Raw genomic sequence first — 25,339 nt, forward strand, 5'->3', positions numbered from 1 at the left:
AGCGGCAGCGTCGCTCCAACGACGAATGCCTCGCGCCGCCGCGGCAGAACCGGCGCTAGTGCGACCCAGCGCACCCACCCGCTATGACCAGGCAGGACGTGCGGCACCGCAGGCATGCAAATGCGGCCCGGTGGACGCGCGAGGGGTGCGCACAAGTGCGGGCGATCAGCGCCCGTATGGTCTCCACGTGCACCCAGGGTCGGCGAAAAAACTTCGGCTGTACGCCTCGCTGCTCGGGCTCGTCGGCACCGTGCTGGCGTTGCTCGTGCCCTTCCTACCTGTCAATCACGATGTGGTGACATTACGGTGGCCAACCGCTGAAGGCACCAGATCGGTGTCCGCTCCGTTGGTCGCCTACTCACCGCTGTGGCTCGACACGAAGGTGCCGTGCGCGGCCGCGCGCAGCCTGGACGCGCGCACCGCGGGGCCGGCGATCCTGCTGAGCACCAATCCGCCGTCCTCGGACTACGGCAAGCTGACCGGGCTGACGCTGCAGGTCGACGAGGGCCAGGCCGCGCTGTTCTCCAAGGGGCGGCAGATCAGCACGGTGCAGCTGCCCGCCGGCGCGTGCTCGATCGACGTGCGCGCGGACGCCGATGGCACCACCGCGAGCATCGACGGGCAGGCGTGGGCGCGCGTTCTCGGCGACCAGCGCCCGCAGCTGACCGGCATCTACTCGTCGCTGGACAACGCCGTGGACGACGTGCGCGGGCTGTCCTTCGAGGCGCGCGTCGACAACCGGTTCAGCAGCTACGCGACGCCGCTCAAGCTCGTGGTGATCGCCCTGGCCGTGGCCGCGTTCATCGGTTCGGTGCTCTGCCTGCGGAAGCTGGACACGCGCGCCGGCCGTCGCGAGCCGCGGCTGGCCCCGCTGCGCTGGTGGAAGCCGACGTTCCGCGACGTCTCGGTGTTCGGCGCGCTGGGCTTGTGGTGGCTGATCGGCGCGATGACGTCCGACGACGGTTACGTGCTGAGCATGGTGCGGTCGGCCGAGAGCGCCGGGTACGTCAGCAACTACTACCGCTGGTTCGCCAACCCCGAGTCGCCGTTCGGCTGGTTCTACGAGTTCTACGCGCTGTGGGTGCAGATCTCGACGGCGACGCCGTGGGTGCGGCTGCCCGCGCTGCTGATGGGCATCATCAGCTGGTTGTTGATCAGCCGCGAGGTGCTGCCGAGACTCGGCCAGCAGGTGCGGCGCAGCAACGCCGCAGGCTGGGCCGCCGCCGCCGTGTTCCTGGCGTTCTGGCTGCCCTACAACAACGGGCTCCGGGCCGAGCCGGTCGTGGTGCTGTTCTCGCTGCTGGCGCTGTGCGCCGTCGAGCGCGCTGTGGCGACCGGCCGGCTGATGCCCGCCGCGCTGGGCCTGGTCGGCGCCGCCCTGTCGGTGGGCGTCAACCCGCACGGCCTCGTCGCGGTGCTGCCCTACATCGCCGCGATCAAGCCGCTGTACCGGCTGGTCCGCAAGCGGGCCCAGGAGTTCGGCTGGTTGCCGGTGCTGGCGCCGATCTCCGCTTCCGGGTTCGTGATCCTGACGCTGGTGTTCTACGACCAGACCTGGCAGTCGGTCATGGACGCGATGGAGCTCAAGACCACCTTCGGCCCGAACGGCCGCTGGTACGAGGAGCTCAACCGCTACAGCCTGCTGTTCAGCCAGAGCCCGGACGGCTCGCTGACCCGGCGGTTCCCGGTGCTGCTGGTGATCCTCTGCCTGGCCACCTGCGCCGTGGTGCTGCTGCGGCGCGGCCGCATCCGCGGTGCCGGGCTCGGCCCGAGCCGGCGACTGCTCGCGGTCACCGCGATGTGCTTCGCGGTGCTCGCCCTGACCCCCACCAAGCACACCCACCACTTCGGCATCTTCGCCGCCTTCGGCGGTGCCCTGGCGGCGCTGACCGCGCTGGCCACCAGCACCACCGTGCTGCGCTCCCGCCGCAACCGGGCCGCCTTCGTCGCCGGTCTGATGGTGATCCTGGCGTTCGCCTCCACCGGGCCGAACGCCTGGTGGTACGTCTCGGGCTGGGGCGTTCCGTGGTTCGACAAGCCGCCGTCGATCGGCGGGCACAACTTCAGCACGCTGTTCCTGGTGTTCGCCGCGATAGCGGGCGTGATCGCGCTGATCGAGCACCTGCGCATCGACGAGAACAACCCGAAGATCGTCGACGAGCGCTGGGACAGCCCGGAGAAGCGCAGCCGCGCCCTGCGGCTGGGCACCGCACCGTTGTCGCTGCTCTGCGCGCTGATGGTGTTCGGCGAGCTCGCCGCGTTCGGCAAGGCCATCCAGGAACGCGGCGACAGCTACAGCCTGTCCACGGACAACATCAAGCAGCTCACCGGCACCAGCTGCGGGTTGTCGGACTACATCGGGGTCGAGACCGATCCGCAGGCCAGCGTCCTGCCGGTGGCGCCCGACCAGCCCTCGGTGGTCGCGCCGCCCCGGGACCCGGCGGTGCCGGTGCCGCCGCGCCGCCTGGCCGACCGGGAAACCGCCGAGCAGTACCTGCAGCCCAAGCAGGTGGGCTTCACCCGGCCCGGCGTGCCCGCCAACGACGGCGTCGACTCGGATGCGCCGAGCTGGAAGCCGCCGCACCAGTTCGGCGGCGACAACGCGCCGGTGTGGGGCAGCTTCGACGAGGCCGGCACCAACACCGGCGAACTGCGCACGCCCTGGTACGACATCCCGGATTCGGCCCGCAACGGCGAGGTGCCGATGGCGGTGAGCCTGGCGGGCGCGGAGACCGGCGCGAACTTCGTGGTCCTCGAATTCGGCAAGGACACCGATCGGGGCTTCGAGATCACCGGCCGCTACACCGTGGAGCAGGGCCCGCCGCCCGGGTGGCGGGATCACCGCTACATGCTCGGCGCCGAGGCCGAGGGCGCGACGAAGATGCGGGTGATCGCCGTCGACCAGGCGCTGGGCCGGGAGGGCTGGATCGCGGTGACCGCGCCGCGGGTGCCGAAGCTGACGAACATGACCGAGGTCATCGGGAACAGCGCGACGTTCGTCGAGTGGCCGGCCGCGCTGGTGCACCCGTGCCTGCGGATTTCCGGCCTGTACAACGGGATCGCGGAGATGCCGCAGTTCCGGGTGTCGGCCGGCGAGGAGGTCCGGGACGTCGGCGAGGGCTGGTCGTCGCCAGATGCCGGTGGGCCGTTCGGCTGGCTGACGATCGCGTCCAGCGTCCGCGAGCTGCCGACCTACCTGCGCAACGATCCGCAGCAGGACTGGGGTTCGCTGTACGTGGTGCACCCGTACGACGCGGATGCGCTGCCCGCGCAGGCGGCGATCGAGGTGCATTCGGAGACCCACTGGGGCACCTGGTCGCCCGGCCCGCTGACGCAGGCCCTGGAGCTGCCGGGCGACATGCCCAGCTCCGACGACCGCACGGACATCCCGACGTTCGACGACAAGCAGGACTGATCCGGGCAGCAGGGCCCCGCCGACCGAACGAGCCGGTCGGCGGGGCCCTTCGCGTTCCGGTGTCGGGGTCGGTGGGCATCATGGGGTCGTGAGCCGGTATCGGGAGCGGCCGCCGGTCGGCGCGCTGACCGGGGCGATCGCCTGCGTGTGGACGCACGGGGCGGACGCGGACTGCCACGTGCAGCGGGTGGTCCCGGACGGCTGCGTGGACCTGATCTGGATGGGCGATCGCCTCGACGTGGTCGGGCCGGACACCTCCGCCCGGCTCGCGGAGCTGCCGCCGGGGAGCCGCATCACCGGGATCCGGGCCAGGCCCGGCGCCGCCCGGCTGCTGCTGGGCGACATTCCGGCCACCGAGCTGCGCGATCTGCAGGTCGACGGGCTGGACTGCTGGGGCGCCTCGATCCGGTGCACAGTGGACAGGATCAGCGAAGCGCCGGAGCAGGCGGGGCGGATTCTCGAGGAGTTCGCCTGCTCCCGGTTGCCGGAGTTCCGGCCTGATCCGGCGCTCGCGGCCGTGGTCGCGGCCCTGGACTCCCCCGCCCCGCTCGCGGTTCCGGCGCTCGCCGACACCCTCGGGTTGTCCGAGCGCCAGCTGCGGCGACGCGTCACCGCCGCCGTCGGCTACGGCCCGCAGACCCTCGCCGGGGTGCTCCGCTTCCAGCGGGCGACGCGGCGCGGCACCGGCCCCGGCGGGCTCGCGGAGCTCGCCCACGTGACCGGCTACGCCGATCAGGCGCACCTCACACGCGAGTTCCGCCGCCTGGCCGGCGTAACCCCGGGTCGGTTCTTCGGCCCGCTTCCGCACAACGACCCGTGAGTACTTCTGGTCGCTATAGAGGCTGTTTGGGATGTCGTGGTGTGAGGGCGGGGTTTGTCTTTGAAGCGGCGTAGCCGCTTAGCCCACCCACGCAACTCGCACCGCTGCGGGTTCTCAACAGTGCCCTGCGGGGACACCCCGCACCCCGCGCTATCTCGCGAGGACAGCCCCGACGTGGTGTTGGCATTCATGAGTCGGGGATCCCACAGCGAGAAGACACCTGAGAACCCACCACCCGCACCGCCACGCAGAGCAAGTTCGGAAACAGGCTCTGTAGCAACCGGAAATAGACACGGCACGGGACGATCAGCCTCGTTCGGCCAGAGCCCTCCAGAACTCCAGGCGGTGGTCGGCGGCGAAGTCGGTCCCGGCGACCTGGCCCGGGTGCAACGACTGCACCCGCGGCTCGGCGGCCGAGAACCGCGGCCAGCCGGGCAGATCCGGCCCGTTGGGGTCGCCACTGCGCGCGAAGTTCGCCCAGTAGCGATTCATCGTCGCCGCCAGCCGCCGCTGCGCGTCGTTCAGCGGCGCCGGCTCGCCGAGGTCGAACTGGTAGGGCACCTCGGCGGAGTGGTGGGCGCCCGCCGGGAATCCCGGCGGGAACGGCACGACCGGCGGCGCGTCGCGGTCGGCGAACTCGTAGACGTAGGTGGTGGTGTCCGCGCTCAGGGCGTGCGCGAAGTCCCACACCGAGCGCGCCCAGGCGCAGTCGCCGACCACATCCGCCCACGCCACGCTCGGCGTCGGGTATGCCCCGACGGGGTACTGCTGCGCGACGTCGTCCGCCGCAGCGTCGAATGCCTCGGTGAGCAGCTTGTCGTAGCCGTCGGCCGTGATCGGCTGACCGGCTGCGTCCCAGAACAGCGCCGTGAACAGCCGGGCCTCGTCCCGGGTTCCGCCGGTGAGGACCGGGACCCGGTGGAACCGCCCGGCGGGCAGCGCCCGCGTCGGGGATTCCGGCAGCAGCGCACCGCCGAACGCGGGCCTGCTGAACACCGATGACACGTTGACCAGCTGCTCGACCGGAACGCGGCGCAGCTGCTCGATCGCCGGGCCCTGCCCGGGCCGCACCCAGCCGAGCTCGCCGAACAGGTGCTCGCCCAGGGCTTCGAGTTCCACTGTGGACATCCACATGGTCGGCAGGTCCGGCGAGCCCGGCGCCCAGCCGTTGGCCGGGGCGTGCAGCAGCGCGAAGCCGCTCTGCACGATCGCCCGGTGGAACAGCCCGGCCGAGCCGGGCGCCACCAGGTGCGCGCTGACGTTGAGCCCGCCGTAGGACTCGCCGAACAGCGTCACGTTGCCCGGATCTCCGCCGAACTCGCCGATGTTGCGCTGCACCCAGCGCAGCACCGCCTGCTGGTCTTCGAGGCCGAAACCGCCGCCTCCCGCCAGGCCCGGGTAGCCGAAGTTGCCGAAGATGCCCAGCCGCGAATTCGGCGTGACCACGACGACGTCCTCGGCGGTGGCGAGCCGGTGCGCATCGAAGATCGCGCCCTCACCGTTGGCCCCGCCGCCGCCGTGCAGCCACACCATCACCGGCTTGCGGCCGCCGCCGCGGGGCGCGGTCACGTTCAGGAACAGGCAGTCCTCGTCCAGGCTCGCGATGTCGGCGAAGTCCTGCGGGAGCTGCGGGCACGGGTTTCCCGGCGCGGTCGCGTCCCGCACGTCCGGCCACGGCTCGACAGGCTGCGGCGAGCTCCAGCGCAGCTCCCCGACCGGCGGCGCGGCGTAGGGAATCCCCTGGAAGAGCCGGTGCTCCTCGAAGGTCAGGCCGCGCACGCGACCCGAGTCCAGCTCCACGATGTCTTCCACGGCACCTCCGTGCGTTGCCGGCTCACCCTGCCCGGGTGGCCAGGTCGAACATGGTCGCGAGCTCGCGGGCGTAGTGGTCGGCGTCGGCGTCGGGTTCCGCCCCGAGGCGCAGCGCGACGCCGTCCAGCGCGTGGCGCAGCGCCACGGCCATCACGTGCGGGTCGAAGTCCCGGAACTCCCCCGCCAGCTGGCCGGCGCGGAGCATTTCCCGCAAGCCTTCGAGTTCCCGCCGGTGAGGCAAAGCCGCGTCGTCGCCGCGCTCGTTCAGGAAGATCTCGGTGAGCGCCCGGATCTTCCGGTGGTGCGCGCGGTAGAAGTCCACACTGGACTGGATGAACGCCCGGAGCCGGTCGCGCGCCGTGCCCGCCGCCTCGATGCGCTCCCCCACCAGCTCCTCGGCCACCGCGTAAACGTCGGTGACCACCTGCTGCATCAGCTCGGCCTTGTTCCGGAAGTGGTAGGAGATCATCCCCGTGCTGCTCAGGCCCGCCCGCTTGGCGATCTGCCCGAACGACGCGCGCGAGTAGCCGAGCTCGACGATGGTGTCGATGGCGGCCTCGACGATCTGCGCCCGCCGGCCCCGCTCGGTGAACGACCGACCTTGCTCACCTGAGCCGGAATTTGCTCGCATGAGCAAAACCTAGCACAGGTGAGCAAGAGCGGGAAGCGCCGCGGATCAAACCTGGTCGTAGGCGCGGAGGGTGCGCAGGGCATCGATGGTCACCCGCGGCCGCCCCTCCAGGCGGGTGCCGGGCGCCCACGCGCGCCACCGGATCGGCCAGCCGCCGTCGTCCTCCTGCAAGGCCGCGAGGTGGTCGAGCCCGCGGGCCATCTCGTCGTCGGAGAACCACGAACGCGCCAGGCTCGTCGGCTCCGGCGCGTAGTCCCAGACGCAGTGCAGCTCGCCGGGCGCGTAGCCGGGAGGCACCTGAGCCCGTTCGGGATGCCGCGGGTCGAGCAGCACGAACCCCTTCTCCCGCACGAGCGCGCCCAGCTTCCCGGCCGCGGCACGTGCCCGATCGCGACCCGGCACGTGGTCGAGGAACGACACCGCGGCCTGCACCTCGTAGGGGTGGCTCTCAGTCAGCTCCTCGATCCGCCGCCAGCAGAACGCGGTGGCCCCGGTCAGCCACGGGTGCTCGATCCGGTTCTTGTGCAGCAGGGCCGCGAGCAGGCTGGTGGAGAGCAGGTTCCCCTCGGGCTCCTCGACGATCGGAATCCACGGCGCGTGCGGGTAGTCCCGCAGCCGAGTGTCGCCTGCGGGCACGCCGCCGTCCTGGCGCGTGATCGACATCAGGTAGTCGCAAACCCGCGCCACCACGGCCCCCTCGCAGGCCCCGACCTCGTCGAGGATCATCAGCGCCGTGAAGGTCTGCAGCGGCTGGCTGAGCGGGCCGCGCGAGTCGGGCTCCAAGGCGTAGCCGTAGCCGCCGTCCGCGCAGCGGTAGGCGTCGAGCGCGGTCAGCACCCCGTCGGCGCTTCCTCCGGCGAACAAGAACTCGAAACGGCGTTGTTCCAGCACGCGCGCGGTCAGCCAGACGAACTGCTCGACGGCGGCCACGCGCGCTTCGGTGCATCGAATCATGCACCGAAGATAAGAAGAATGGCCGATCCGTTCTTGAACGAATCGGCCATTCCGTTGAATCTGTTCTGCCTTCGGTGGCAGCCCCGGACGGTGCCTACTCCACCGGCGGCCCTGCCGGACGGGACGCGGACCGGCGAACCCGCCGCACCGGAGCGGCCGGAGCGACGCTCGGCAGGCCGTTCTGAGCGGCCTCCTGCGGCTCGGCCGGCTTGCTGACCACCAGCGGCGTCGCCGCCGCGCCGGCGCTGCCGGCGGCCCGCGTCGCCTTGCGCCGCGGGCGACCGTTCGCCGCCGCCGGCTCCGCCTCGGGCTCGACCGCCTTCGGCTCGACGACCGGCTTCGCCGCCTCCGCCTTCGGCTCGACGACGGGCTCCGGCTTCGGCGCCGCCGGCTCGGCCTTCGCCGCCGGCTTCGGCTCGGCCTTCACGGCCTCGACGGGCTCGGTCTTGACGGGCTCCGGCTTGGTCTCCTCGACCTTGACGGTCTCCGCCTTCGGCTCCTCCGCCTTGGCACGCTCGACCTTGGGCTCTTCGACCGTCGGCTCTTCGGCCTTGGCACGCTCGACCTTCGGCTCTTCAGCCTTCGGTGCCTCGGCCTTCGGCTCTTCGGCCTTCGGCGCCTCGGTCTTGGGCGCCTCGGCCTTGGCCTCGGTGCGCGTCTCCTGCTGGGCGGGCTGCTCGTGCTCGTGCTGTTTGCCCCGCTGCCGGTTCCGCCGGGCACCGTTGTTGCCGCTCGTCTGCCCGTTCGGGTGCGTGACCGGTTCGGTCGAGACGAGCAGGCCGCGGCCGCGGCAGTGCTCGCAGGTGCTGCTGTAGGCCTCCAGCAGGCCGGTGCCGACCCGCTTGCGGGTCATCTGGACCAGGCCCAGCGAGGTCACCTCGGCGACCTGGTGGCGGGTGCGGTCCCGGCCCAGGCACTCGGTGAGGCGGCGCAGCACCAGGTCACGGTTCGACTCCAGCACCATGTCGATGAAGTCGATGACGATGATGCCGCCGATGTCGCGCAACCGGAGCTGCCGGACGATCTCCTCGGCCGCCTCCAGGTTGTTGCGGGTGACCGTCTCCTCCAGGTTGCCCCCGGAACCGGTGAACTTACCGGTGTTGACGTCGATCACCGTCATGGCTTCGGTGCGGTCGATCACCAGGTAGCCGCCGGAGGGCAGCCAGACCTTGCGGTCCAGGGCCTTGGCGATCTGCTCGTTGATCCGCTGCTCGGTGAACACGTCGTTCTTGCCGACGTGCTTGGACAGCCGCTGCGCCAGGTCCGGCGCGACGTGCTTGACGTAGGCGTCGATGGTGTCCCAGGCGTCGTTGCCCTGGACCGCCATGGCCGAGAAGTCCTCAGTGAACAGGTCGCGGACGACCTTGATCAGCAGATCCGGCTCCTCGTAGAGCAGCTGCGGGGCCTGCGCACCCGGCGTCTCGGCCTTCTCCTTGATGACCTCCCACTGCGCCTGCAGGCGCCGCACGTCGCGGTCCAGGGCCTCTTCGCTGGTGCCCTCGGACGCGGTGCGGATGATCACCCCGGCGTTGTCCGGCACGATCCGCTTGAGGATCTCCTTGAGCCGCTTGCGCTCGGTGTCCGGCAGCTTGCGGCTGATGCCGGTCGCGCCGCCGCCCGGCACGTACACCAGGAATCGGCCTGGCAGGCTGATCTGGGTGGTCAGGCGCGCGCCCTTGTGACCGACCGGGTCCTTGGTGACCTGCACCAGGACGCTGTCACCGGTCTGCAGGGCCTGCTCGATGCGGCGGGCCTTGCCGGCCAGCCCGGCGGCGTCCCAGTCCACCTCACCGGCGTAGAGCACCGCGTTGCGGCCGCGGCCGATGTCGACGAACGCCGCCTCCATGCTGGGCAGCACGTTCTGCACGCGCCCGAGGTAGACGTTGCCGACCAGCGAGCCGGAGCCCGACGAGGTCACGAAGTTCTCGACGAGGACGTTGTCCTCGAGCACCGCGATCTGCGTCTGGTCGCCGTTCTGCCGGACGACCATCTTGCGGTCCACCGACTCGCGGCGGGCCAGGAACTCGGACTCGGAGAGCACCGGGGCCCGGCGGCGACCGGCCTCGCGGCCGTCCCGGCGGCGCTGCCGCTTGGCCTCCAGGCGCGTCGAGCCCTTGACCGCGCGCACCTCGTCGTCGCTGCTGTCCTGGCGGGTCTCCGCAGCCGGCTCGCGCACGTGCACGACGGTGTTCGGCGGGTCGTCCTCGCGGGCGCTGCTCTCGTCGTCCGAGGAGCCCTTGCGGCGACGGCGACGACGGCGCCGACGGTTGGAGTCGCCCGAGCCGTCAGCCTCGGCCGACTGCTCCTCGGCGGCTTCCTCCGCGGCCGGTTCGGCGGCCTCGGCGGCGGTCTCCTCGGCGGTTTCGGTCTCCTCCTCGCCCGACTCGGACTCGGCACCGCGACCACGGCCACGGCCACGGCGGCCGCGACGACGACGGCGCCGACCAGCGGGCTCGCTCTCGTCGTCGGTCTCTGCGGTGGTCTCGGCGGGCTGCTCGGCCTCGGTCGCCTCGGGCTCCTGGCTCGCCTCCACCGGCTCCGGCTCAGGCTTCGGCACCTGCCGCGTCTCGGGCTGGGGTGCGAGGAACATCGCCTCCGGCGCCGGCGCGGCGAACAGGGGCGTCAGCCCCGGTGCCGCGGGTGTGCCGGCAGCGGCGGACGCGAAGTCCGCCGCCGGCACCGCGGGCTCGACAGCGGGCTGCGCCTCAGTTGCGGGCTGCGTCTCGGCCGCGGGCTGCGCCTCGGCTGCCGGCTGCGGCTTCGGCTCGGCCTGGGCTGCGGCTTCCGCCGGGGCCTCGGTCTGGGCCTGGGGTTCGGGCTCGGTCTGCTCCGGCTCGGCCGCGCTCTCCGACTCCGCCACCATCTCGGGGTGCAGGGCCTGCACCACCTGCAGGGCGACGTCGCGGGTGATGTTCGACTGGGCGCTGCGAACCGATTCGCCGATCGATTCCAGCGTCGTGATGATCTCCCGGCTGCTGGCGCCCAGCAGCTTGGCCAGTGCGTGCACCCGGAGCTTGGCGGGCAGCTCGATCGTGCCCTGCTCGTCGCGGGTAGGTGTGGGCGATTGCCCGCTGGGGCTTCCAGCGGGCGTATCCATGTTCAACATCCAGCTCCTCCGCCCCCGGGCGCGTCCGTGGACGCGGCCGCACAGAGGCATGTGCGATCTTCGGTCTCCGCCGCCCGCAGGCGACGGCAATTCTGGTGTTCCCTCCGCCCCGGGCCTTCAGGCCGGGAAGTCACACGGCGGGTCGACGACGTCCGCGCCGCCCGTCACCCCGCCGCGGGCTCTCCCGCCGGAATCCGGCCGCCGCCTGAGGCCCGGGCCAACGGGTCGACAATCCCTCCCCCGTCGTCGAGCCGACCCTGCTCCAGCCGGGTCGCTCTCGCGACGGCCGACGGTGCCAGACCGGCGACGACACGCAGGGCGCTCAGTACGTCGTCGGGTCGTACGACCGGTGTTGTCTGCCGCACGACCGTTACAAGTATCCCATACGGTTCGGATGCCTTCGGCCAATCGTCCACCTGGGCGGTCGACGCGGAATTTTGATCACTCTCCGCGACGGTCCGTCGGCCGTCCTGCACCTCCGCACTGACCAGCGCGGCCCGCGCATCGATGGTGCGGCGACCGTCCTTGGTCATCCGCTCCACCAGCGCGGTGTCGGCCGCCATCAGCGCCGTTGCGGCGTCGCTCAGCTCGGCGACGTCCGTGCCGGGGAGATCGATCCGCCACCGGCTCACCTGCAACCGGTCCGCGAGCGGACCCGGCTCGGCCTCGACCGCGTCCAGCACGTCGATCCCGTCCGGCAGCGCGGCGTTGAGCTCGGCGGACAGCGTCGCCGGGTCGAGCCGCTCGACGAGCTGGAGCTCGACGTACTCGGCCACGCTGGACACGCCGGTGGGCACCGCACCGGCCCAGGACACCTTCGGGTGCGGGCTGAAGCCCTGGGAATACGCCATCGGTACCCCAGCCCTCCGCAGCGCGCGTTCGAAGGTGCGCGCCACGTCGCGGTGCGAAGTGAAGCGCAGCCGCCCCCGTTTGGCGTAACGCAGGCGCAGCTTCTGCACCGGTAGCGCCGAGGGATTGGGGTGATCTCGCCGACTCAGGATGCCCTCCCCGACCAGTGATCGTCATCGGCGGTCCTCGTCGACCGCTCCGATGTCGATGCTTGCGTGCTCAACCGCCGTGTGACAACACCTGCGGTTCAAATTTCGAAGGACCGTACCCCGGCCACCACCCCGGCACCGAGCGCTCCGCCAGGTGTGCGAGGTTCCGCCCGGAACCTCGCACACCCCACCTCGGATCCCTTGACCAGGAAAAATGCGGGGGTCAGCCGTTGAAAGCCGGGTTGCGAACCGGGGAGCCCTGCCCGACCGGAGAGATCGGCAGCAACTTCCGCCCGGTCGGACCGACCTCGATGTCGGTGCCCATCGTCGGGCACACGCCGCAGTCGAAGCACGGCGTCCACCGGCAGTCGTCCTGCTCGCGGGCGTCCAGCGCGTCCTGCCAGTCGGCCCACAACCACTCCTTGTCCAGCCCGGAGTCGAGGTGGTCCCACGGCAGCACTTCGGTCTCACCGCGCTCGCGGGTGGTGAACCAGTGCACGTCCACGCCCAGCGGTTCGAGCTCGGCGGCGGCGCAGGACATCCAGCGCTCGAACGAGAAGTACTCGTTCCAGCCGTCGAACCGGCCGCCCTCGCGCCACACCCGCTCGATGACCCGGCCGATCCGGCGGTCACCGCGCGACAGCAGGCCCTCGACCATCGTCGGCTTGCCGTCGTGGTAGCGCATGCCGATGTTGCGGCCCAGGCTGCGGTCGGTGTTGATCTCCTGGCGCAGCTTGCGCAGCCGCTCGTCGATGGTGTCCGGATCGCACTGCGACGCCCACTGGAACGGGGTGTGCGGCTTCGGCACGAAACCGCCGATCGAGATCGTGCAGCGGATGTCCTTGCGGCCCGAGACCTCCCGGCCGGCCCGGATGACCTGCTTGGCCATCTCGGCGATCTGCAGCACGTCCTCGTCGGTCTCGGTCGGCAGCCCGCACATGAAGTACAGCTTGACCTGTCGCCAGCCGTTGGCGAACGCGGCGGAGACGGTGCGGATCAGGTCCTCCTCCGACACCATCTTGTTGATCACCCGCCGGATCCGCTCGCTGCCGCCCTCCGGCGCGAACGTCAGGCCCGAGCGGCGGCCGTTGCGGGACAGCTCGTTGGCCAGGTCGATGTTGAAGGCGTCCACCCGGGTCGACGGCAGCGACAGCCCGGTGTTGGTGCCCTCGTAGCGGTCCGCCAGCCCCTTGGTGATCTCGGCGATCTCGGAGTGGTCGGCCGAGCTCAGCGACAGCAGGCCGACCTCTTCGAAACCGGTGGCCTCCAGCCCGCGCTGCACCATCTCGCCGATGCCCTCGATGGACCGTTCCCGCACCGGCCGGGTGATCATCCCGGCCTGGCAGAACCGGCAGCCGCGGGTGCAGCCGCGGAAGATCTCCACGCTCATCCGCTCGTGCACGCTCTCGGCCAGCGGCACCAGCGGCTTCTTCGGGTACGGCCAGTCGTCGAGCTCCATGGTCGTCCGCTTGAAGACGCGGTACGGCACCCGGTCGCGGTTCGGCACGACCTCGGAGATCGCGCCGTCGGGGCCGTAGGTGACGTCGTAGAACTGCGGCACGTACACACCGCCGGACTCGGCCAGCCGGAGCAGCAGCTCCTCGCGGCCGCCCGGCCGCCCCTCGGCCTTCCAGCGCCGGATGGCCTCGGTGATCTCCAGGACCGCTTCCTCGCCGTCGCCGAGCACCGCGGCGTCCAGGAAGTCGGCGATCGGCTCGGGGTTGAACGCCGCGTGCCCGCCGGCCAGCACGATCGGGTGGTCATCGGTGCGATCGACCGCGTGCAGCGGGATGCCCGCGAGGTCGAGCGCGCCGAGCATGTTGGTGTAGCCGAGTTCGGTGGCGAAGCTGAGGCCCAGCACGTCGAACGCGCCGACCGGGCGGTGGCTGTCCACGGTGAACTGCGGGATGTCGTGCTCCCGCATCAGCTCCTCGAGGTCCGGCCACACCGCGTAGGTGCGTTCGGCGAGCACGTCCGGCTGCTCGTTGAGGATCTCGTAGAGGATCTGCACGCCCTGGTTGGGCAGCCCGACCTCGTAGGCGTCGGGGTACATCAGGCACCACCGGATGGCGGCGTCGTCCCACGCCTTCGCCGTCGCGTTGAGCTCCCCACCCACGTACTGCACGGGTTTGGAGACGCGCGGCAACAGCGGTTCCAACCTGTCGAAAACGGACTCAACACGCACGCGACCAGGGTAGAGGTCCGCCCCGAATCCGGAGACCGGGGTCGATTCAATGAGGTTTTCCAACCTCGTTCTGCGTGGCGGTGCGGGTAGCGGCCCCCCTGCGGGAGTTACAGCGCCCGCCTGGACTGTGGGTGCCCCTCCTGATGTATGCCAATACACGGCGGAGGGGCCGTCCTCGCCAGGCGAACGCTGAGAACCCGCGGCGGTGCCAGTGCCGTAGGTGGGCTATGCGCCTACGGCGCATGCGACATCCCATCTACATGCGGCTTTGCGACCCGCGACTGCGGACCGACCAAGATGAAAAACGCTCAATGGGAATCGGGCCTCCGATTCCCATTGAAATCGCGCAACACCGGTGCTCAGACGTCGCGGGTGAACCAGATTTCGTCGCGGTCGTCGCCGGTGGCGACCCGCACCGCGCCCGGCCAGCGGCCGCGCTCGACCCAGCCGTTGGCCTCGTAGAAGCGCTCCAGGTCGTGCCCGCTTCGGGTGACCAGGTCCAGCTTCTCCAGGCCGATCGCCCGCGCCTGCACCAGCACGGCGTCGAGCAGCCGCTTGCCCCAGCCCTGGCGCTGCAGGACGGGGTCGACGGCGAGCCAGGCGAGCTCCCCGGTGTGCCTGCGCACCGGCAGCTGGCGCTGCCGCAGCACCCCGAGCCCGACCAGCGCGTCCTGCCGGCCGATGGTGATCAGGTGCGCCCGCTCGGCCTGGACGTCCTCGACCAGCGCGGCGGCCGCCGCGCGCAGCCGGTCGACCGGGTCGGTCGGGCTGAAGCCGACCGCGCCGCCTGCGGCGGTGACCCGATCCCACAGGCCGGCGAGCCCGTCCACCAGGCCCGGGTCCGAGACGTCGACCCGGTGCGGCCCGGTCACGTCGACGCCGGTTCCGGTCACGACGCTCAGATCTCCGGGAACCACAGCTTGAGCTCGCGCTCGGCGGACTCGACCGAGTCGGAGCCGTGCACGAGGTTGTACTGGACCTCCAGGCTGAAGTCGCCGCGGATGCTGCCCGGCGCGGCCTTGTCGACCGGGTCGGTGCCGCCGGCCAGCTGGCGGAACGCCGAGATCGCGCGCGGGCCCTCGACGCACGCGGCCACGACCGGGCCGGAGGTGATGAACTCGATCAGGCTGCCGAAGAACGGCTTGCCGTCGTGCTCGGCGTAGTGCTGCTCGGCGAGCTGGCGGTCGACGTTCTTCAGCTCCAGCGCGACCAGCTTCAGGCCCTTGCGCTCGATGCGGCTGATCACCTCGCCGACCAGGCCACGCTCGACGCCGTCGGGCTTGACCAGGACCAGGGTGCGCTCGCTCACGGTTGCCTCTCCTTCATTTCCAGTGGCGCCGGGTGCGAGAACGCACCGCGCCCGATTTGCCCGCCAGGGTATCGATGCAGGTGACACCCCGAGCGGCGACCCCGCCTCAGTCCGGGGCGATCATCTCGACCGTCGGGAAGTAGGTGCGGTACCGGCGGGCATCGCGGGTCAGCAGGCGAAGCCGGCTCACCGCCGCATGCGCGCCGATGTAGAAGTCGGGCAGCGGCGACCGCTTCTCGCCACCTCGCCTTCGGTAGTCCTGGAAGCACTTTCCCGCGAGGAACGCCGCCGACCACGGCAGCGGCATGCGGATGAAGAAGTCGTTCGGGAACGCCTCCTCGACTTCCTCGATCGCCGGGAAGCGCACCGACACCTCGGCGAAGATCAACGGGTTGATCACCAAGGGGCCCTCTTCCGCCGCCTTTTCAAGCGCGTCCGAAGACCAATCGACCCATTCGCCCTCCTCGATGACCAGATCGAGCAGAACGTTGGAGTCGACCAGTGTGGCCGGGGCGCCGGCGGATTCACTCTCCACGGGTCAACGCCATGATCTCGTCGGTGGAAAGCCCCTCCCCGCTGGCGCGCCCGCGGAGGTGCTCCACGATCCGCTGCCCACGGCTGGGCACCGAATGCCCGCGGGTGAGGATCAGCGCGTTCCCCTCCAATCTGATCTCGATCTGATCGCCCGGCCGGAGCCCGAGTTCGCGACGCAGGTCGACCGGGATGGTCACCTGCCCCTTCTCCGTCATCTTCATGGAAGTAAGAATACGACTTTTCCTACTTCCACTTCCACGGAATAACTCGATCGTGGCTGGTCAGCGCTGCGGGTCGAGGGTCTTGGCCCAGAGGGAGCGACCGGACTGGTCGCGGAGGTCCACGGTCAGCCGCCCGGTGCGGCCGTCGATGTTGACCTCGCCGAAGTGCTGGAAGCCCTCCAGCGGGGACGTGCCCTGGCGGGTCGGGGCGTTGACGAACACCTGCTCCGGACCGAAGGTCGGGTCGAGCTTGTTCGGCCCGAACGCGCCGGCGTGCAGCGGGCCGGAGACGAACTCCCAGAACGGGTCGAACCCGGCGAAGGCCGCGCGCTCCGGCGCGTAGTGGATCGCCGCCGTGTAGTGCACGTCGGCGGTCAGCCAGACGGTGTTGCGGACCGAGCGCCGGCTGATCTCCTGCAGCACCCGGGCCAGCTCCGCCTCGCGCCCGTTGGGCGCCCCCGGCAGGCCGTTGGCCACGGCCTCGATCTTGTCGCCGTCCGGCACGACGATGCCGATCGGCATGTCCGAGGCGATCACCTTCCAGGTCGCGCGGGACCGGGCGAGCTCGTCGACGAGCCAGCGCGCCTGGCGGGCGCCGAGGATCCGCTCCGGCGTGGTGCCCGCCGAGTTCGGGTCGCGGTAGCTGCGCATGTCGAGCACGAACACGTCCAGCAGCGGGCCGTGCGAGACCTTCCGGTACACCCGGCCGTCCACCGCGTCCTGGCGGCGGACGGGCTGCCACTCGTGGAAGGCCTGGAAAGCCCGCGCGGCGAGCACGTCGACGCGCTTCTCGGTGTACTGCTCGAGGTCCAGGATCTCGCCCGGGTACCAGTTGTTGGTGACCTCGTGGTCGTCCCACTGCACGAGCTGCGGGACCTGCGCGGCGAAGCGCCGCACGTTCTCGTCGAGAAGGTTGTAGGCGAACTGCCCGCGGTATTCGGCCAGCGTCTCGGCGACCTTGGACTTCTCCTGGGTCACGACGTTGCGCCACACCCGGCCGTCGGGCAGCGTGACGGACTCCTTCAACGGACCGTCGGAGTACACGGTGTCGCCGCTGTGCAGGAAGAAGTCCGGGTTGCGGGCGGCCATCGCGCGGTAGATCGTCATGCCGCCGACGTCCGGGTTGATGCCCCAGCCCTGCCCCACGACGTCGCCGGACCACAGGAAGCGCACGTCCCGCCGGTTGCGCGGCGCGGTGCGGAAGGTGCCGGTCAGCGCCTCGCTCTCGACGCGGCCGTCCAGGTCCTCGGCGATCACGCGGTAGTACGCCTGCTGCCCCGGCGGCAGCCCGCCCAGCCGGACCTCGCCGGTGCCGTCGGTCTCCGGGGTCAGGACCGGGCCGGGGATCCGCCGCGCACCGCGGAAGTCGGCGTGCCGGGAGACCTCCACGAACATCCGCGACGGCCGGTCGGCGCGGGTCCACACCACGGCCCCGTCCGGGCGCGGGTCCCCGAGCTGCACGCCGTGGGTCAGCACCGGGCGGCCGCCGCGCGCGAACGCGGGCGCCCCGGTCAGGAACAGGCCGGTGGCGGCGAGGCCGGTGGCGGCGGCGCCGCGGAGCAGGGCGCGCCGGTTCAGCTGGGCAGGTTCGGGAGTCATGCCGCCGGTTCTATCCGCGACAGGGGGCTGGTGGATCACCGCTGGTCGACGCGCAGGTGAAGAGTTCGTGCCGGGCGACCGCGAGCGCACGGGCGGTGCCGGGCCGATCACCGGTGGTGCGGGTTTCTCGCGTTCGCGCCTGGTGCCCGGCGGGTCGGCGCGATAGCTTCACGGGCAAACCGACTGGCCGGTCTGACTTGGAGGTCCGGATGCGCGCCGCCGTGCACACCGCCGCGAACCAGCCGATGCGGATCGAGGAACTCGCCGATCCCCGGCCGAAGGCCGGCGAGGTCGCCATCGACGTGCGGTCCTGCGGGGCCTGCCACACGGATCTGCACGTGCTCAAGGGAGAACTGCCGTTCCCGACGCCGACGGTGCTCGGGCACGAGGTGGCCGGCGTGATCGCCGAGCTCGGGCCGGAGGTCACCGGGCTCGAAGTGGGCGACCGGGTGGTGACCAGCTTCATCATGCCGTGCGGCCAGTGCGAGCAGTGCGCGCGCGGCAACGAGGAGATCTGCCGGAAGTTCTTCGAGTTCAACCGCGGCAAGGGGCGGCTCTACGACGACGAGACCCGGCTGTTCCGGCCGGACGGCGAGCCGGTCTGGATGTACTCGATGGGCGGCCTGGCGGAACGCTGCGTCACGCCCGCGACCTCGGTCTACCGCGTGCCGGACGGCGTGGAGCTCAGCGACGTCGCTTCGGTGGGCTGCTCGACGATGACCGCGTACGGCGCGCTGCGCCACGCGGCGAACGTGCAGGTCGGCGACACCGTGGCGGTGGTCGCGGCGGGCGGCGTCGGCTCGGCGCTGATCCAGCTGGCGGCGGTGTTCGGCGCGTCGATGATCATCGCGGTGGACATCAGCGAGGAGAAGCTGGCCGGGGCGCGGAAGCTGGGCGCGACGCACGTGGTCAACTCCGCCGAGGCGGACGCGCCCGCGGCGATCCGCGAGCTGACCGGCGGGCGGGGCGTGGACGTCGCCTTCGAGGCGCTGGGCGCGGTGCCCACCTTCGACATCGCGCGCGACTCGGTCGTCGAAGGCGGTCAGGTCGTGGTGGTCGGCATCGCCGCCAGGGGCACCACCGCGGAGTTCGACCTGGCCACCATCGCCCGGCGGAAGCTGCAGATCAAGGGCTCCTACGGCGCGAAGCCGCGGCGCGACATGCCGGTGCTGCTCGACCTGGTGGCCCGCGGCCTGCTCCGCCCGCAGGACGCGATCAGCCGCCACTACCCGTTCGAGCAGGTCCAGGACGCCTACGACGCCCTGAAGCGCGGCGAAACCGTCGGCCGAGCCGTCATCGACATCGGCTGACGAGTCCGGCCCTCGGGCCTAGTCCAGGGGATGCCTCCAGCGCAGTCCCGGGTAGCGCGCGAAGCCGCGGTCCGCGGTGATCCACTCACAACCGTGCTCGATCGCGACCGCCGCGAGGTAGGCATCCGGGACCAGATTGCCCTTCGCGTCTGCCTTGCGGCAGAGCTCGGTGAAGATCTCCCAATGGCGTGGACCCGGTTCGACCTGCACGAATGCGGGCGAAGTACGAATCGCGGCGATGATCTCCAACGCTTGCTCCGGCGCCAGCGCCCGGTTCCAGATCCTGTGGTTGGTGATGATCCGCAGGTAGCCGCTGAACACCAACGCTGGAATGCCGACCGGAACCGGCCCTTGCAGGGCATCCTCAAGCCAAACGCGGTATTTCTCGTGGTCCGGCAGGGCCGCGTTCTGAGCGTTGAGCAGGACGTTGACGTCACAAGCGATCACTCGTCGCGCTCCATGAACTCAAGCAGGGCAGCGTTGTCATTCACATCAACGCCGGGCTTCGGCTCGCCCAGGTCGAACGTCGGCAGCCGAAAACGCCCCTTCTTCGGAGCATCTTGCTGAGCGCGCCGCAGCTCGCCCATCCGAACGTCGTCTTCGATCAACGCGCTCACCGTGGTGTGCTCGCGCGCCGCACGCAGCTTCAACCGGTCGAGCAACTGATCATCGATCGTGATGGTCGTCCGCATGCATCAAAGCATATCGCGACTGCATCATGATGCACCACGCCCGACCAGGTGGAACGTCAGTCGGCCTGCTCGGGCGGGTAGCCCGGCGGGTGGCCGAGCTGGTCGTAGAGCCGGCCTTCGCGCATGCGCCGGGCGACGTCGCGGCGCAGGTACAGCATGTAGGCCCAGACCGCGGCGAACACCGCGCCCATGATCCCGACCGCCGGGTGCACGAAGAAGCAGAGCACCATCGCGACCTGCAGGGCGAGCGCGACGCCGAGACCCCACGGGCGGCGCTGCACGAACGCCGCCGCCAGCATCAGCACCGACAGCACCGCCACGATGGTGAAGCCGATGCTGGAGACGCCGCTGCCGAGCTTCCAGACCACCGGCAGCGCGAGCATGAACGCGATGAACTCCAGCACCAGCGTGCCCGCCATGATCCCGCGCAGACCCTTCCACGGGTCGCGCACGCCGGGCGGCGCCTCGGGCAGGCCCTTGCCTGGTTCGGGATTCGGCTGATCGGTCACGACGACTCCAGTGTCTTGCGGTTCGCTCACGCGGGCTCCTTGCCGAACAGGGCGCGCGCCTCGCCAGCGGTCACCACGGACCCGGTGATCACAACGCCGCCGCCGGAAACCGATTCGCCGGGCTCATCGGTCTCCTCGGCCAGCTGGATCGCGGTCTCCACCGCGTTGTCCAGCCGGGGCTCCACCACGATCCGGTCCGGGCCGAAGATGTCCTTGGCCACGCCGGCCAGCTCGTCCGGATCCATCGCCCGCGGCGAGGAGTTCGTGGTCAAAACGATCTCCTCGACCACCGGTTCCAGCTCGGCGAGGATGCCGCGCGCGTCCTTGTCGCCGAGCACGGCGACCACCGCGACCAGCTTGCGGAAGGAGAACTCGGAGCTGAGCGCGTCGGCGAGGGCTCGTGCGCCGTGCGGGTTGTGGGCCGCGTCGACCAGCACCGTCGGCGCCGCGCGGACCCGCTCCAAGCGCCCGGGCGTCACGACGTTCGCGAAAGCTTCGCGGACCCGCTCGACGTCGAGCTGCCGGTCGGCGCCGGCACCGAAGAACGCTTCGACCGCCGCCAGCGCCAGCACGGCGTTGCGCGCCTGGTGTTCTCCGTGCAGCGGCAGGAAGATCTCGTCGTACACGCCGCCCAGGCCCTGCAGCCGGAGCAGCTGGCCGCCGACGGCGACGGTCCGCGAGAGGACGCCGAACTCCTGGCCCTCGCGGGCGACCGTGGCGTCCACCTCGGCGGCCCGCTCCATGATCACCTTCTGCGCCTCGGCGGGCTGCGCCGCGACCACCGCGATGGAGCCGGGCTTGATGATCCCGGCCTTCTCCCCGGCGATCGAGGCCAGGTCGGTGCCGAGGTAGTCGGCGTGGTCGAGCGCGACCGGGCAGACGACCGCGATCTTCGCATCGGCGACGTTGGTGGCGTCCCAGCTGCCGCCCAGGCCGACCTCGATCACCGCCGCCTCCACCGGGGCGTCGGCGAAGGCCGCGAACGCCATCCCGGTGAGCACCTCGAACTTGCTCATCCGGACGTCGCTGCGCGAGTCCACGATGGACACGTACGGCGCGACGTCGCGGTAGGCCTCGACGTAGCCCTCGGGGCTGATCGGCGCGCCGTCGATGCTGATGCGCTCGGTGGCCAGCTGCAGGTGCGGGCTGGTGTAGCGGCCGGTGCGCAGCCCGAGGCCGCTCAGCAGCGCGTCCGTGATGCGCGACGTCGACGACTTGCCGTTGGTGCCGGAGATGTGCACGACCGGATAGCTGTGCTGCGGATCGGCGAGCAGCTCGGTGAGCGCCCGGATCCGGTCGAGCGATGGTTCGATCTTGGTTTCCGGCCAGCGTTCGTTGAGCTCGGCCTCCACCACGCGCAGTTCCTGCAGCGCGGCGGGATCAGTGCCGGACAAGTGCTCACTCCCCTGCGAACGGCGAAACGACGAGGTCAGTCTACGTCTCGCCGGTCGGCCGACCGGCGAAGACCCGCTCCGCCGGTTCCCGGTTCCCGAAATCCGCGATCTTGACCCGCCGAGCATCCAGTAAGGTTAGGCATAGCTAAGTTACAGAGGAGTGGAGCATGGCCCGAACCAACCTGGCCACGAGGCGGATCAAGCCGGAGCGCACCGAGCTGCTCACCCTGCGGGTCATCCGCCGGGAGCGGGTCTCGCCGCACTTCGCGCGCGTCACGCTGGGCCGCGGCGACGCCGAGCGGTTCCGCTACATGGGCTTCGACCAGTGGTTCCGGTTGTTCATCCCGGTCGCCGAGGACTCGCTGTCCCGGCTGCCGAACAAGCTCAACGCGGTCTCCTACGCCAAGTTCCTGACCATCGCCAAGACCTCCCGGCCGGTGCTGCGCAACTACTCGGTGCGCTCCTACCGGCCGATCGGCCCCGATGGCCCGGAACTGGACGTGGACTTCGTGCTGCACGGCTCCGCCGAGGACGGCACCGCCGGTCCCGCCGCCACGTGGGCGCAGACCTGCGAACCCGGCGACGCCGTGGCGATCCTGGACGAGGGCATCGGGTTCAACCCGCCGCCGGGCACGGAGCACGTGCTGCTGGTGGCCGACGAGACGGGGCTGCCTGCGGTCGCGGGCGTGCTGGCCTCGCTGCCCCCGGAAACCCTCGGCCAGGCGCTGATCGAGATCCCGTCCGCAGCGGACCAGCAGCGGCTGGAGGCGCCGGCCGGGATGTCGGTGCGCTGGTTGGTGCGGGACAGCCCGGGCAACACTCCGGGGCGAGCGGCGCTGGCCGCGGCGGAGGCGTTGCCCGCGCCCGCCGAGAACACCTACGGCTGGGTGGTCGGCGAGTCCGAGTTGGCCGCGTCGCTGCGCCGGCACTGGGTCCGATCGGGCCTGCCGAAGAACAACATCATGTTCTGCGGCTACTGGCGAATGCCGTGACCGCGCACGCGTCCCGGAAAGGCGCAAGCGGCGATTTCGCGCGAAATCGCCGCTTCCTCGTGCCTGCCGGGTGGCGATTTCGCGAAACCGCCACCCGCCACGCTCGCGACCGGTCAGGCCCCCGGCAACGCGGCCAGGCGCGCGTTGATGCGGGCGATGTCGGCCTGCGCCGTCTCGCGGCGGGCCTTGATCTTGTCCACCACGTCGGCCGGGGCCTTGTCCAGGAACGCCGGGTTGTTCAGCTTCTTGTCGGTGCCCGCGAGTTCCTTCTCCGCCACGGCCAGGTCCTTGGCCAGCCGCTTGCGCTCGGCGGCCACGTCGACCGCGCCGGAGAGATCCAGCTCCACCGACACGTTGCCGCCGGCCAACCCGACCTCGATCGACGCCGACGAGGTGAACCCGTCGGCCGGTTCGGTGACCCGGGCCAGCGCCTGCACCGCGGGCACGTGGTCCGCCAGCCCCAGCTCCGCGATGCCGCCGAGCTTGGCCGCGACCCGCTGCCCCGGCTTGAGGCCCTGGTCGGACCGGAACCGCCGGATCTCGGTGATCAGCTTCTGCGCCGCCGCGATCCGCTCCGCGGCGGCGGGGTCGGCAACCGCCCCGGACGCCTTCGGCCAGTCCGCGATCACCACGGACTCGCGGCCGGTCAACGCCGTCCACAGAGTCTCGGTGATGAACGGGATCGTCGGGTGCAGCAACCGCAGCAGCACGTCGAGCACGTACCCGAGCACCTCGCGGGTCCGCTCCGCCCGCTCGCCGTCCAGCTGGACCTTGGACAGCTCCAGGTACCAGTCGCAGAACTCGTCCCAGGTGAAGTGGTAGAGCGCCTCGGTCGCCTTGGCGAACTGGAAGTCCTCCAGCAGCTCGTCCACATCGGACACCAGCTGGTCGACGCGGTCCAGGATCCACCGGTCCGCGTCGGTGAGCTCGCCGCGGTCGGGCAGCCGCTCCGGCACCTTCGCGCCGTTCATCATCGCGAACTTGGTGGCGTTGAACAGCTTCGTGCAGAAGCTGCGGGACGCCGCCACCCATTCCTCGCTGATCGGCGAGTCGGTGCCGGGGTTCGCGCCGCGGGCCAGGGTGAACCGCAGCGCGTCGGTGCCGTAGGTGTCCATCCACACGAGCGGATCGACGGTGTTGCCCGCGGACTTCGACATCTTCTTGCCGTGCGCGTCGCGGACCATGCCGTGCAGCGCGATGACCTTGAAAGGCTCCACGCCGTCCATCGCGTAGAGGCCGAACATCATCATCCGGGCGACCCAGAAGAACAAGATGTCGTAGCCGGTGACCAGCACGCTGGTCGGGTAGAACTTCCGCAGGTCCGCGGTGTCCGCCGGCCAGCCCATCGTGGAGAACGGCCACAGGCCCGAGGAGAACCAGGTGTCCAGCACGTCCTCGTCCTGGTGCCAGCCCTCGCCCGACGGCGGCTCCTCGTCCGGCCCGACGCAGACGACCTCGCCGCCCGGGCCGTACCAGATCGGGATGCGGTGGCCCCACCACAGCTGCCGCGAGATGGCCCAGTCGTGCAGGTTGTCGACCCAGTCGAAGTAGCGCTTGGTCATCTCCGGCGGGTGCACCGCGACCCGGCCGTCGCGCACCGCGTCGCCGGCGGCCTTGGCCAGCGGGCCGACCTTGACGAACCACTGCAGCGACAGCCGCGGCTCGATCGGCTCCTTCGACCGCGAGCTGTGCCCGACGCTGTGCAGGTACGGGCGCTTCTCCGCGATGATGCGGCTCTGCTCGCGCAGCGCCTCGCGGACGGCGACGCGGGCCTCGAAGCGGTCCATGCCGTCGAACTGCGTGCCGGTATGGGCGATCCGGCCCTGCTCGTCCATGATCGTCAGCATCGGCAGGTCGTGCCGCTTGCCGATCTCGAAGTCGTTCGGGTCGTGCGCCGGGGTGACCTTGACGGCGCCGGTGCCGAACTCCGGGTCCACGTGCTCATCGGCGACGACCGGGATCTTGCGGCCGGTCAGCGGCAGTTCGATCTCGGCCCCGACGAGGTGCTTGTAGCGCTCGTCGTCGGGGTGGACCGCGACGGCGGTGTCGCCGAGCATCGTCTCGATCCGGGTCGTGGCGACCACGATCGAGTCGTCGCCGTCGCCGTAGCGCATGGAGACGAGCTCGCCCTCGACCTCCTTGTGCTCCACCTCGATGTCGGAGATCGCCGAGCGCATCTGCGGCGACCAGTTGACCAGTCGCTCGGCCCGGTAGATCAGCCCGTCGTCGTAGAGCTTCTTGAAGATCGTCTGCACCGCGCGGGAAAGCCCGGCGTCCATGGTGAAGCGCTCGCGGGTCCAGTCGACGCTGTCGCCGAGGCGGCGCATCTGGGACAGGATCGCCCCGCCGTGCTTCTCCTTCCACTGCCACACGCGCTCCAGGAACGCCTCGCGGCCCAGCTCGCGGTGGTCGATGCCCTCCTCGCGGAGCTGTCGCTCGACCAGCGCCTGCACCGCGATGCTCGCGTGGTCCATGCCCGGCAGCCACAACGCCTCGTAGCCCTGCATCCGGCGGCGCCGGGTGAGGATGTCCATCAGGGTGTGCTCGAAGGCGTGCCCGATGTGCAGGCTGCCGGTGACGTTCGGCGGCGGGATGACGATCGAGAACGGCGGCTTGTCGCTGTTCGCGTCGGCGGTGAAGTATTCGGCCGCTACCCAGCGCTCGTACAGCTCGGCCTCTACGTCGGCCGGATTCCAGGTCGACGGAAGTTCACGTTGCTGAGCGTCATGGGTCTGTGTCACGCACCGGATTCTACGAGTGCCTGTTCAGCGCGTTTTCCGGGCATTGGGGGTGGGCGGCGACCAGCGCGGTCGTGACTCCCACCACCCCACGCGTGCCCGCTTGCGCGCCGTGGCGCA

20 protein-coding genes are annotated in these 25,339 nt (G+C 70.8%); 4 read left to right on the forward strand and 16 right to left on the reverse strand.

Annotated features, from left to right (window positions below; genetic code table 11):
• Positions 1-145: 145 nt before the first annotated feature.
• Both AC07EQ_RS14045 and AC07EQ_RS14050 read left to right on the forward strand, forming a co-directional pair.
• Positions 146-3,415, forward strand: a complete 3,270-nt coding sequence (locus AC07EQ_RS14045; RefSeq protein ID WP_478388359.1) for an arabinosyltransferase domain-containing protein — start codon at positions 146-148, stop codon at positions 3,413-3,415.
• Positions 3,416-3,503: 88 nt separating this feature from the next.
• On the forward strand, positions 3,504-4,235 hold the full coding sequence (locus AC07EQ_RS14050) for an AraC family transcriptional regulator (protein WP_478388360.1): 732 nt from the start codon (positions 3,504-3,506) through the stop codon (positions 4,233-4,235).
• Positions 4,236-4,541: 306 nt separating this feature from the next.
• On the opposite strand, the gene AC07EQ_RS14055 is transcribed toward AC07EQ_RS14050, so the two are convergent.
• The 11 genes from AC07EQ_RS14055 to AC07EQ_RS14105 all read right to left on the reverse strand — a co-directional run bounded on the left by AC07EQ_RS14055 (position 4,542) and on the right by AC07EQ_RS14105 (position 17,584).
• Complete coding sequence (locus tag AC07EQ_RS14055) at positions 4,542-6,047, reverse strand: carboxylesterase/lipase family protein (protein ID WP_478388361.1); 1,506 nt, start codon at positions 6,045-6,047, stop codon at positions 4,542-4,544.
• A 22-nt stretch (positions 6,048-6,069) separates the two neighbouring features.
• Positions 6,070-6,678, reverse strand: coding sequence for a TetR/AcrR family transcriptional regulator (locus tag AC07EQ_RS14060; protein WP_478388362.1), 609 nt, complete (start codon positions 6,676-6,678; stop codon positions 6,070-6,072).
• A gap of 45 nt (positions 6,679-6,723) precedes the next feature.
• Positions 6,724-7,632: a hypothetical protein gene (locus AC07EQ_RS14065; protein ID WP_478388363.1), complete on the reverse strand. Its 909-nt coding sequence runs from the start codon at positions 7,630-7,632 to the stop codon at positions 6,724-6,726.
• A 94-nt stretch (positions 7,633-7,726) separates the two neighbouring features.
• Positions 7,727-10,738: a translation initiation factor IF-2 N-terminal domain-containing protein gene (locus AC07EQ_RS14070; RefSeq protein ID WP_478388364.1), complete on the reverse strand. Its 3,012-nt coding sequence runs from the start codon at positions 10,736-10,738 to the stop codon at positions 7,727-7,729.
• Positions 10,739-10,902: 164 nt separating this feature from the next.
• The gene (locus AC07EQ_RS14075; RefSeq protein ID WP_478388365.1) at positions 10,903-11,697 is read right to left on the reverse strand and encodes a TIGR03936 family radical SAM-associated protein; all 795 of its coding nucleotides are present in this window, start codon (positions 11,695-11,697) and stop codon (positions 10,903-10,905) included.
• 262 nt (positions 11,698-11,959) lie between these two features.
• Positions 11,960-13,921: a TIGR03960 family B12-binding radical SAM protein gene (locus AC07EQ_RS14080; protein ID WP_478388366.1), complete on the reverse strand. Its 1,962-nt coding sequence runs from the start codon at positions 13,919-13,921 to the stop codon at positions 11,960-11,962.
• Positions 13,922-14,280: 359 nt separating this feature from the next.
• Positions 14,281-14,814 (reverse strand): GNAT family N-acetyltransferase, encoded by a 534-nt coding sequence (locus tag AC07EQ_RS14085; protein WP_478388367.1) that lies wholly within the window; start codon positions 14,812-14,814, stop codon positions 14,281-14,283.
• Positions 14,815-14,819: 5 nt separating this feature from the next.
• On the reverse strand, positions 14,820-15,230 hold the full coding sequence (gene ndk / locus AC07EQ_RS14090; protein WP_478388368.1) for a nucleoside-diphosphate kinase: 411 nt from the start codon (positions 15,228-15,230) through the stop codon (positions 14,820-14,822).
• A gap of 106 nt (positions 15,231-15,336) precedes the next feature.
• Positions 15,337-15,765 (reverse strand): type II toxin-antitoxin system VapC family toxin, encoded by a 429-nt coding sequence (locus AC07EQ_RS14095; RefSeq protein WP_478388369.1) that lies wholly within the window; start codon positions 15,763-15,765, stop codon positions 15,337-15,339.
• Complete coding sequence (locus AC07EQ_RS14100) at positions 15,755-15,985, reverse strand: AbrB/MazE/SpoVT family DNA-binding domain-containing protein (RefSeq protein ID WP_478388370.1); 231 nt, start codon at positions 15,983-15,985, stop codon at positions 15,755-15,757. Before AC07EQ_RS14100 ends, AC07EQ_RS14095 begins: the two co-directional genes overlap by 11 nt.
• Before the next feature lie 60 nt (positions 15,986-16,045).
• Positions 16,046-17,584 (reverse strand): alkaline phosphatase D family protein, encoded by a 1,539-nt coding sequence (locus AC07EQ_RS14105; RefSeq protein ID WP_478388371.1) that lies wholly within the window; start codon positions 17,582-17,584, stop codon positions 16,046-16,048.
• A 209-nt stretch (positions 17,585-17,793) separates the two neighbouring features.
• Between AC07EQ_RS14105 and AC07EQ_RS14110 the strand changes: the two genes are divergently transcribed.
• Complete coding sequence (locus tag AC07EQ_RS14110) at positions 17,794-18,894, forward strand: zinc-binding dehydrogenase (protein ID WP_478388372.1); 1,101 nt, start codon at positions 17,794-17,796, stop codon at positions 18,892-18,894.
• Positions 18,895-18,912: 18 nt separating this feature from the next.
• On the opposite strand, the gene AC07EQ_RS14115 is transcribed toward AC07EQ_RS14110, so the two are convergent.
• From AC07EQ_RS14115 to folC, 4 genes are read right to left on the reverse strand one after another with little or no spacing between them, the layout of a single operon-like run.
• Complete coding sequence (locus AC07EQ_RS14115) at positions 18,913-19,341, reverse strand: TA system VapC family ribonuclease toxin (RefSeq protein WP_478388373.1); 429 nt, start codon at positions 19,339-19,341, stop codon at positions 18,913-18,915.
• Positions 19,338-19,586 carry a ribbon-helix-helix protein, CopG family gene (locus AC07EQ_RS14120; RefSeq protein WP_478388374.1) on the reverse strand — a complete coding sequence of 83 codons (249 nt, stop codon included), beginning with the start codon at positions 19,584-19,586 and terminating at the stop codon, positions 19,338-19,340. The genes AC07EQ_RS14115 and AC07EQ_RS14120 overlap by 4 nt, the downstream gene beginning before the upstream one ends.
• Before the next feature lie 56 nt (positions 19,587-19,642).
• On the reverse strand, positions 19,643-20,125 hold the full coding sequence (locus AC07EQ_RS14125; protein WP_478388375.1) for a DUF4233 domain-containing protein: 483 nt from the start codon (positions 20,123-20,125) through the stop codon (positions 19,643-19,645).
• The gene (gene folC, locus AC07EQ_RS14130) at positions 20,122-21,489 is read right to left on the reverse strand and encodes a bifunctional tetrahydrofolate synthase/dihydrofolate synthase (RefSeq protein WP_478388376.1); all 1,368 of its coding nucleotides are present in this window, start codon (positions 21,487-21,489) and stop codon (positions 20,122-20,124) included. The genes AC07EQ_RS14125 and folC overlap by 4 nt, the downstream gene beginning before the upstream one ends.
• 167 nt (positions 21,490-21,656) lie before the next feature.
• Between folC and AC07EQ_RS14135 the strand changes: the two genes are divergently transcribed.
• Positions 21,657-22,481, forward strand: coding sequence for a siderophore-interacting protein (locus tag AC07EQ_RS14135; RefSeq protein ID WP_478388377.1), 825 nt, complete (start codon positions 21,657-21,659; stop codon positions 22,479-22,481).
• Positions 22,482-22,594: 113 nt separating this feature from the next.
• Here the strand turns inward: AC07EQ_RS14135 and AC07EQ_RS14140 are convergent, their stop codons facing one another.
• Positions 22,595-25,222, reverse strand: coding sequence for a valine--tRNA ligase (locus AC07EQ_RS14140; protein WP_478388378.1), 2,628 nt, complete (start codon positions 25,220-25,222; stop codon positions 22,595-22,597).
• Positions 25,223-25,339: the final 117 nt, after the last annotated feature.

It is taken from the genome of Saccharopolyspora sp. NPDC045839 (assembly GCF_056431645.1).

Excerpts from the sequence above, each read along its gene's own strand:
- AC07EQ_RS14060 (WP_478388362.1), bottom strand. The coding sequence starts at position 6,678 with ATGCGAGCAAATTCCGGCTCAGGTGAGCAAGGTCGGTCGTTCACCGAG.
- AC07EQ_RS14065 (WP_478388363.1), bottom strand. The coding sequence starts at position 7,632 with ATGATTCGATGCACCGAAGCGCGCGTGGCCGCCGTCGAGCAGTTCGTC.
- AC07EQ_RS14070 (WP_478388364.1), bottom strand. The coding sequence starts at position 10,738 with ATGTTGAACATGGATACGCCCGCTGGAAGCCCCAGCGGGCAATCGCCC.
- AC07EQ_RS14100 (WP_478388370.1), bottom strand. The coding sequence starts at position 15,985 with ATGAAGATGACGGAGAAGGGGCAGGTGACCATCCCGGTCGACCTGCGT.
- AC07EQ_RS14105 (WP_478388371.1), bottom strand. The coding sequence starts at position 17,584 with ATGACTCCCGAACCTGCCCAGCTGAACCGGCGCGCCCTGCTCCGCGGC.
- AC07EQ_RS14110 (WP_478388372.1), top strand. The coding sequence starts at position 17,794 with ATGCGCGCCGCCGTGCACACCGCCGCGAACCAGCCGATGCGGATCGAG.
- AC07EQ_RS14120 (WP_478388374.1), bottom strand. The coding sequence starts at position 19,586 with ATGCGGACGACCATCACGATCGATGATCAGTTGCTCGACCGGTTGAAG.
- AC07EQ_RS14135 (WP_478388377.1), top strand. The coding sequence starts at position 21,657 with ATGGCCCGAACCAACCTGGCCACGAGGCGGATCAAGCCGGAGCGCACC.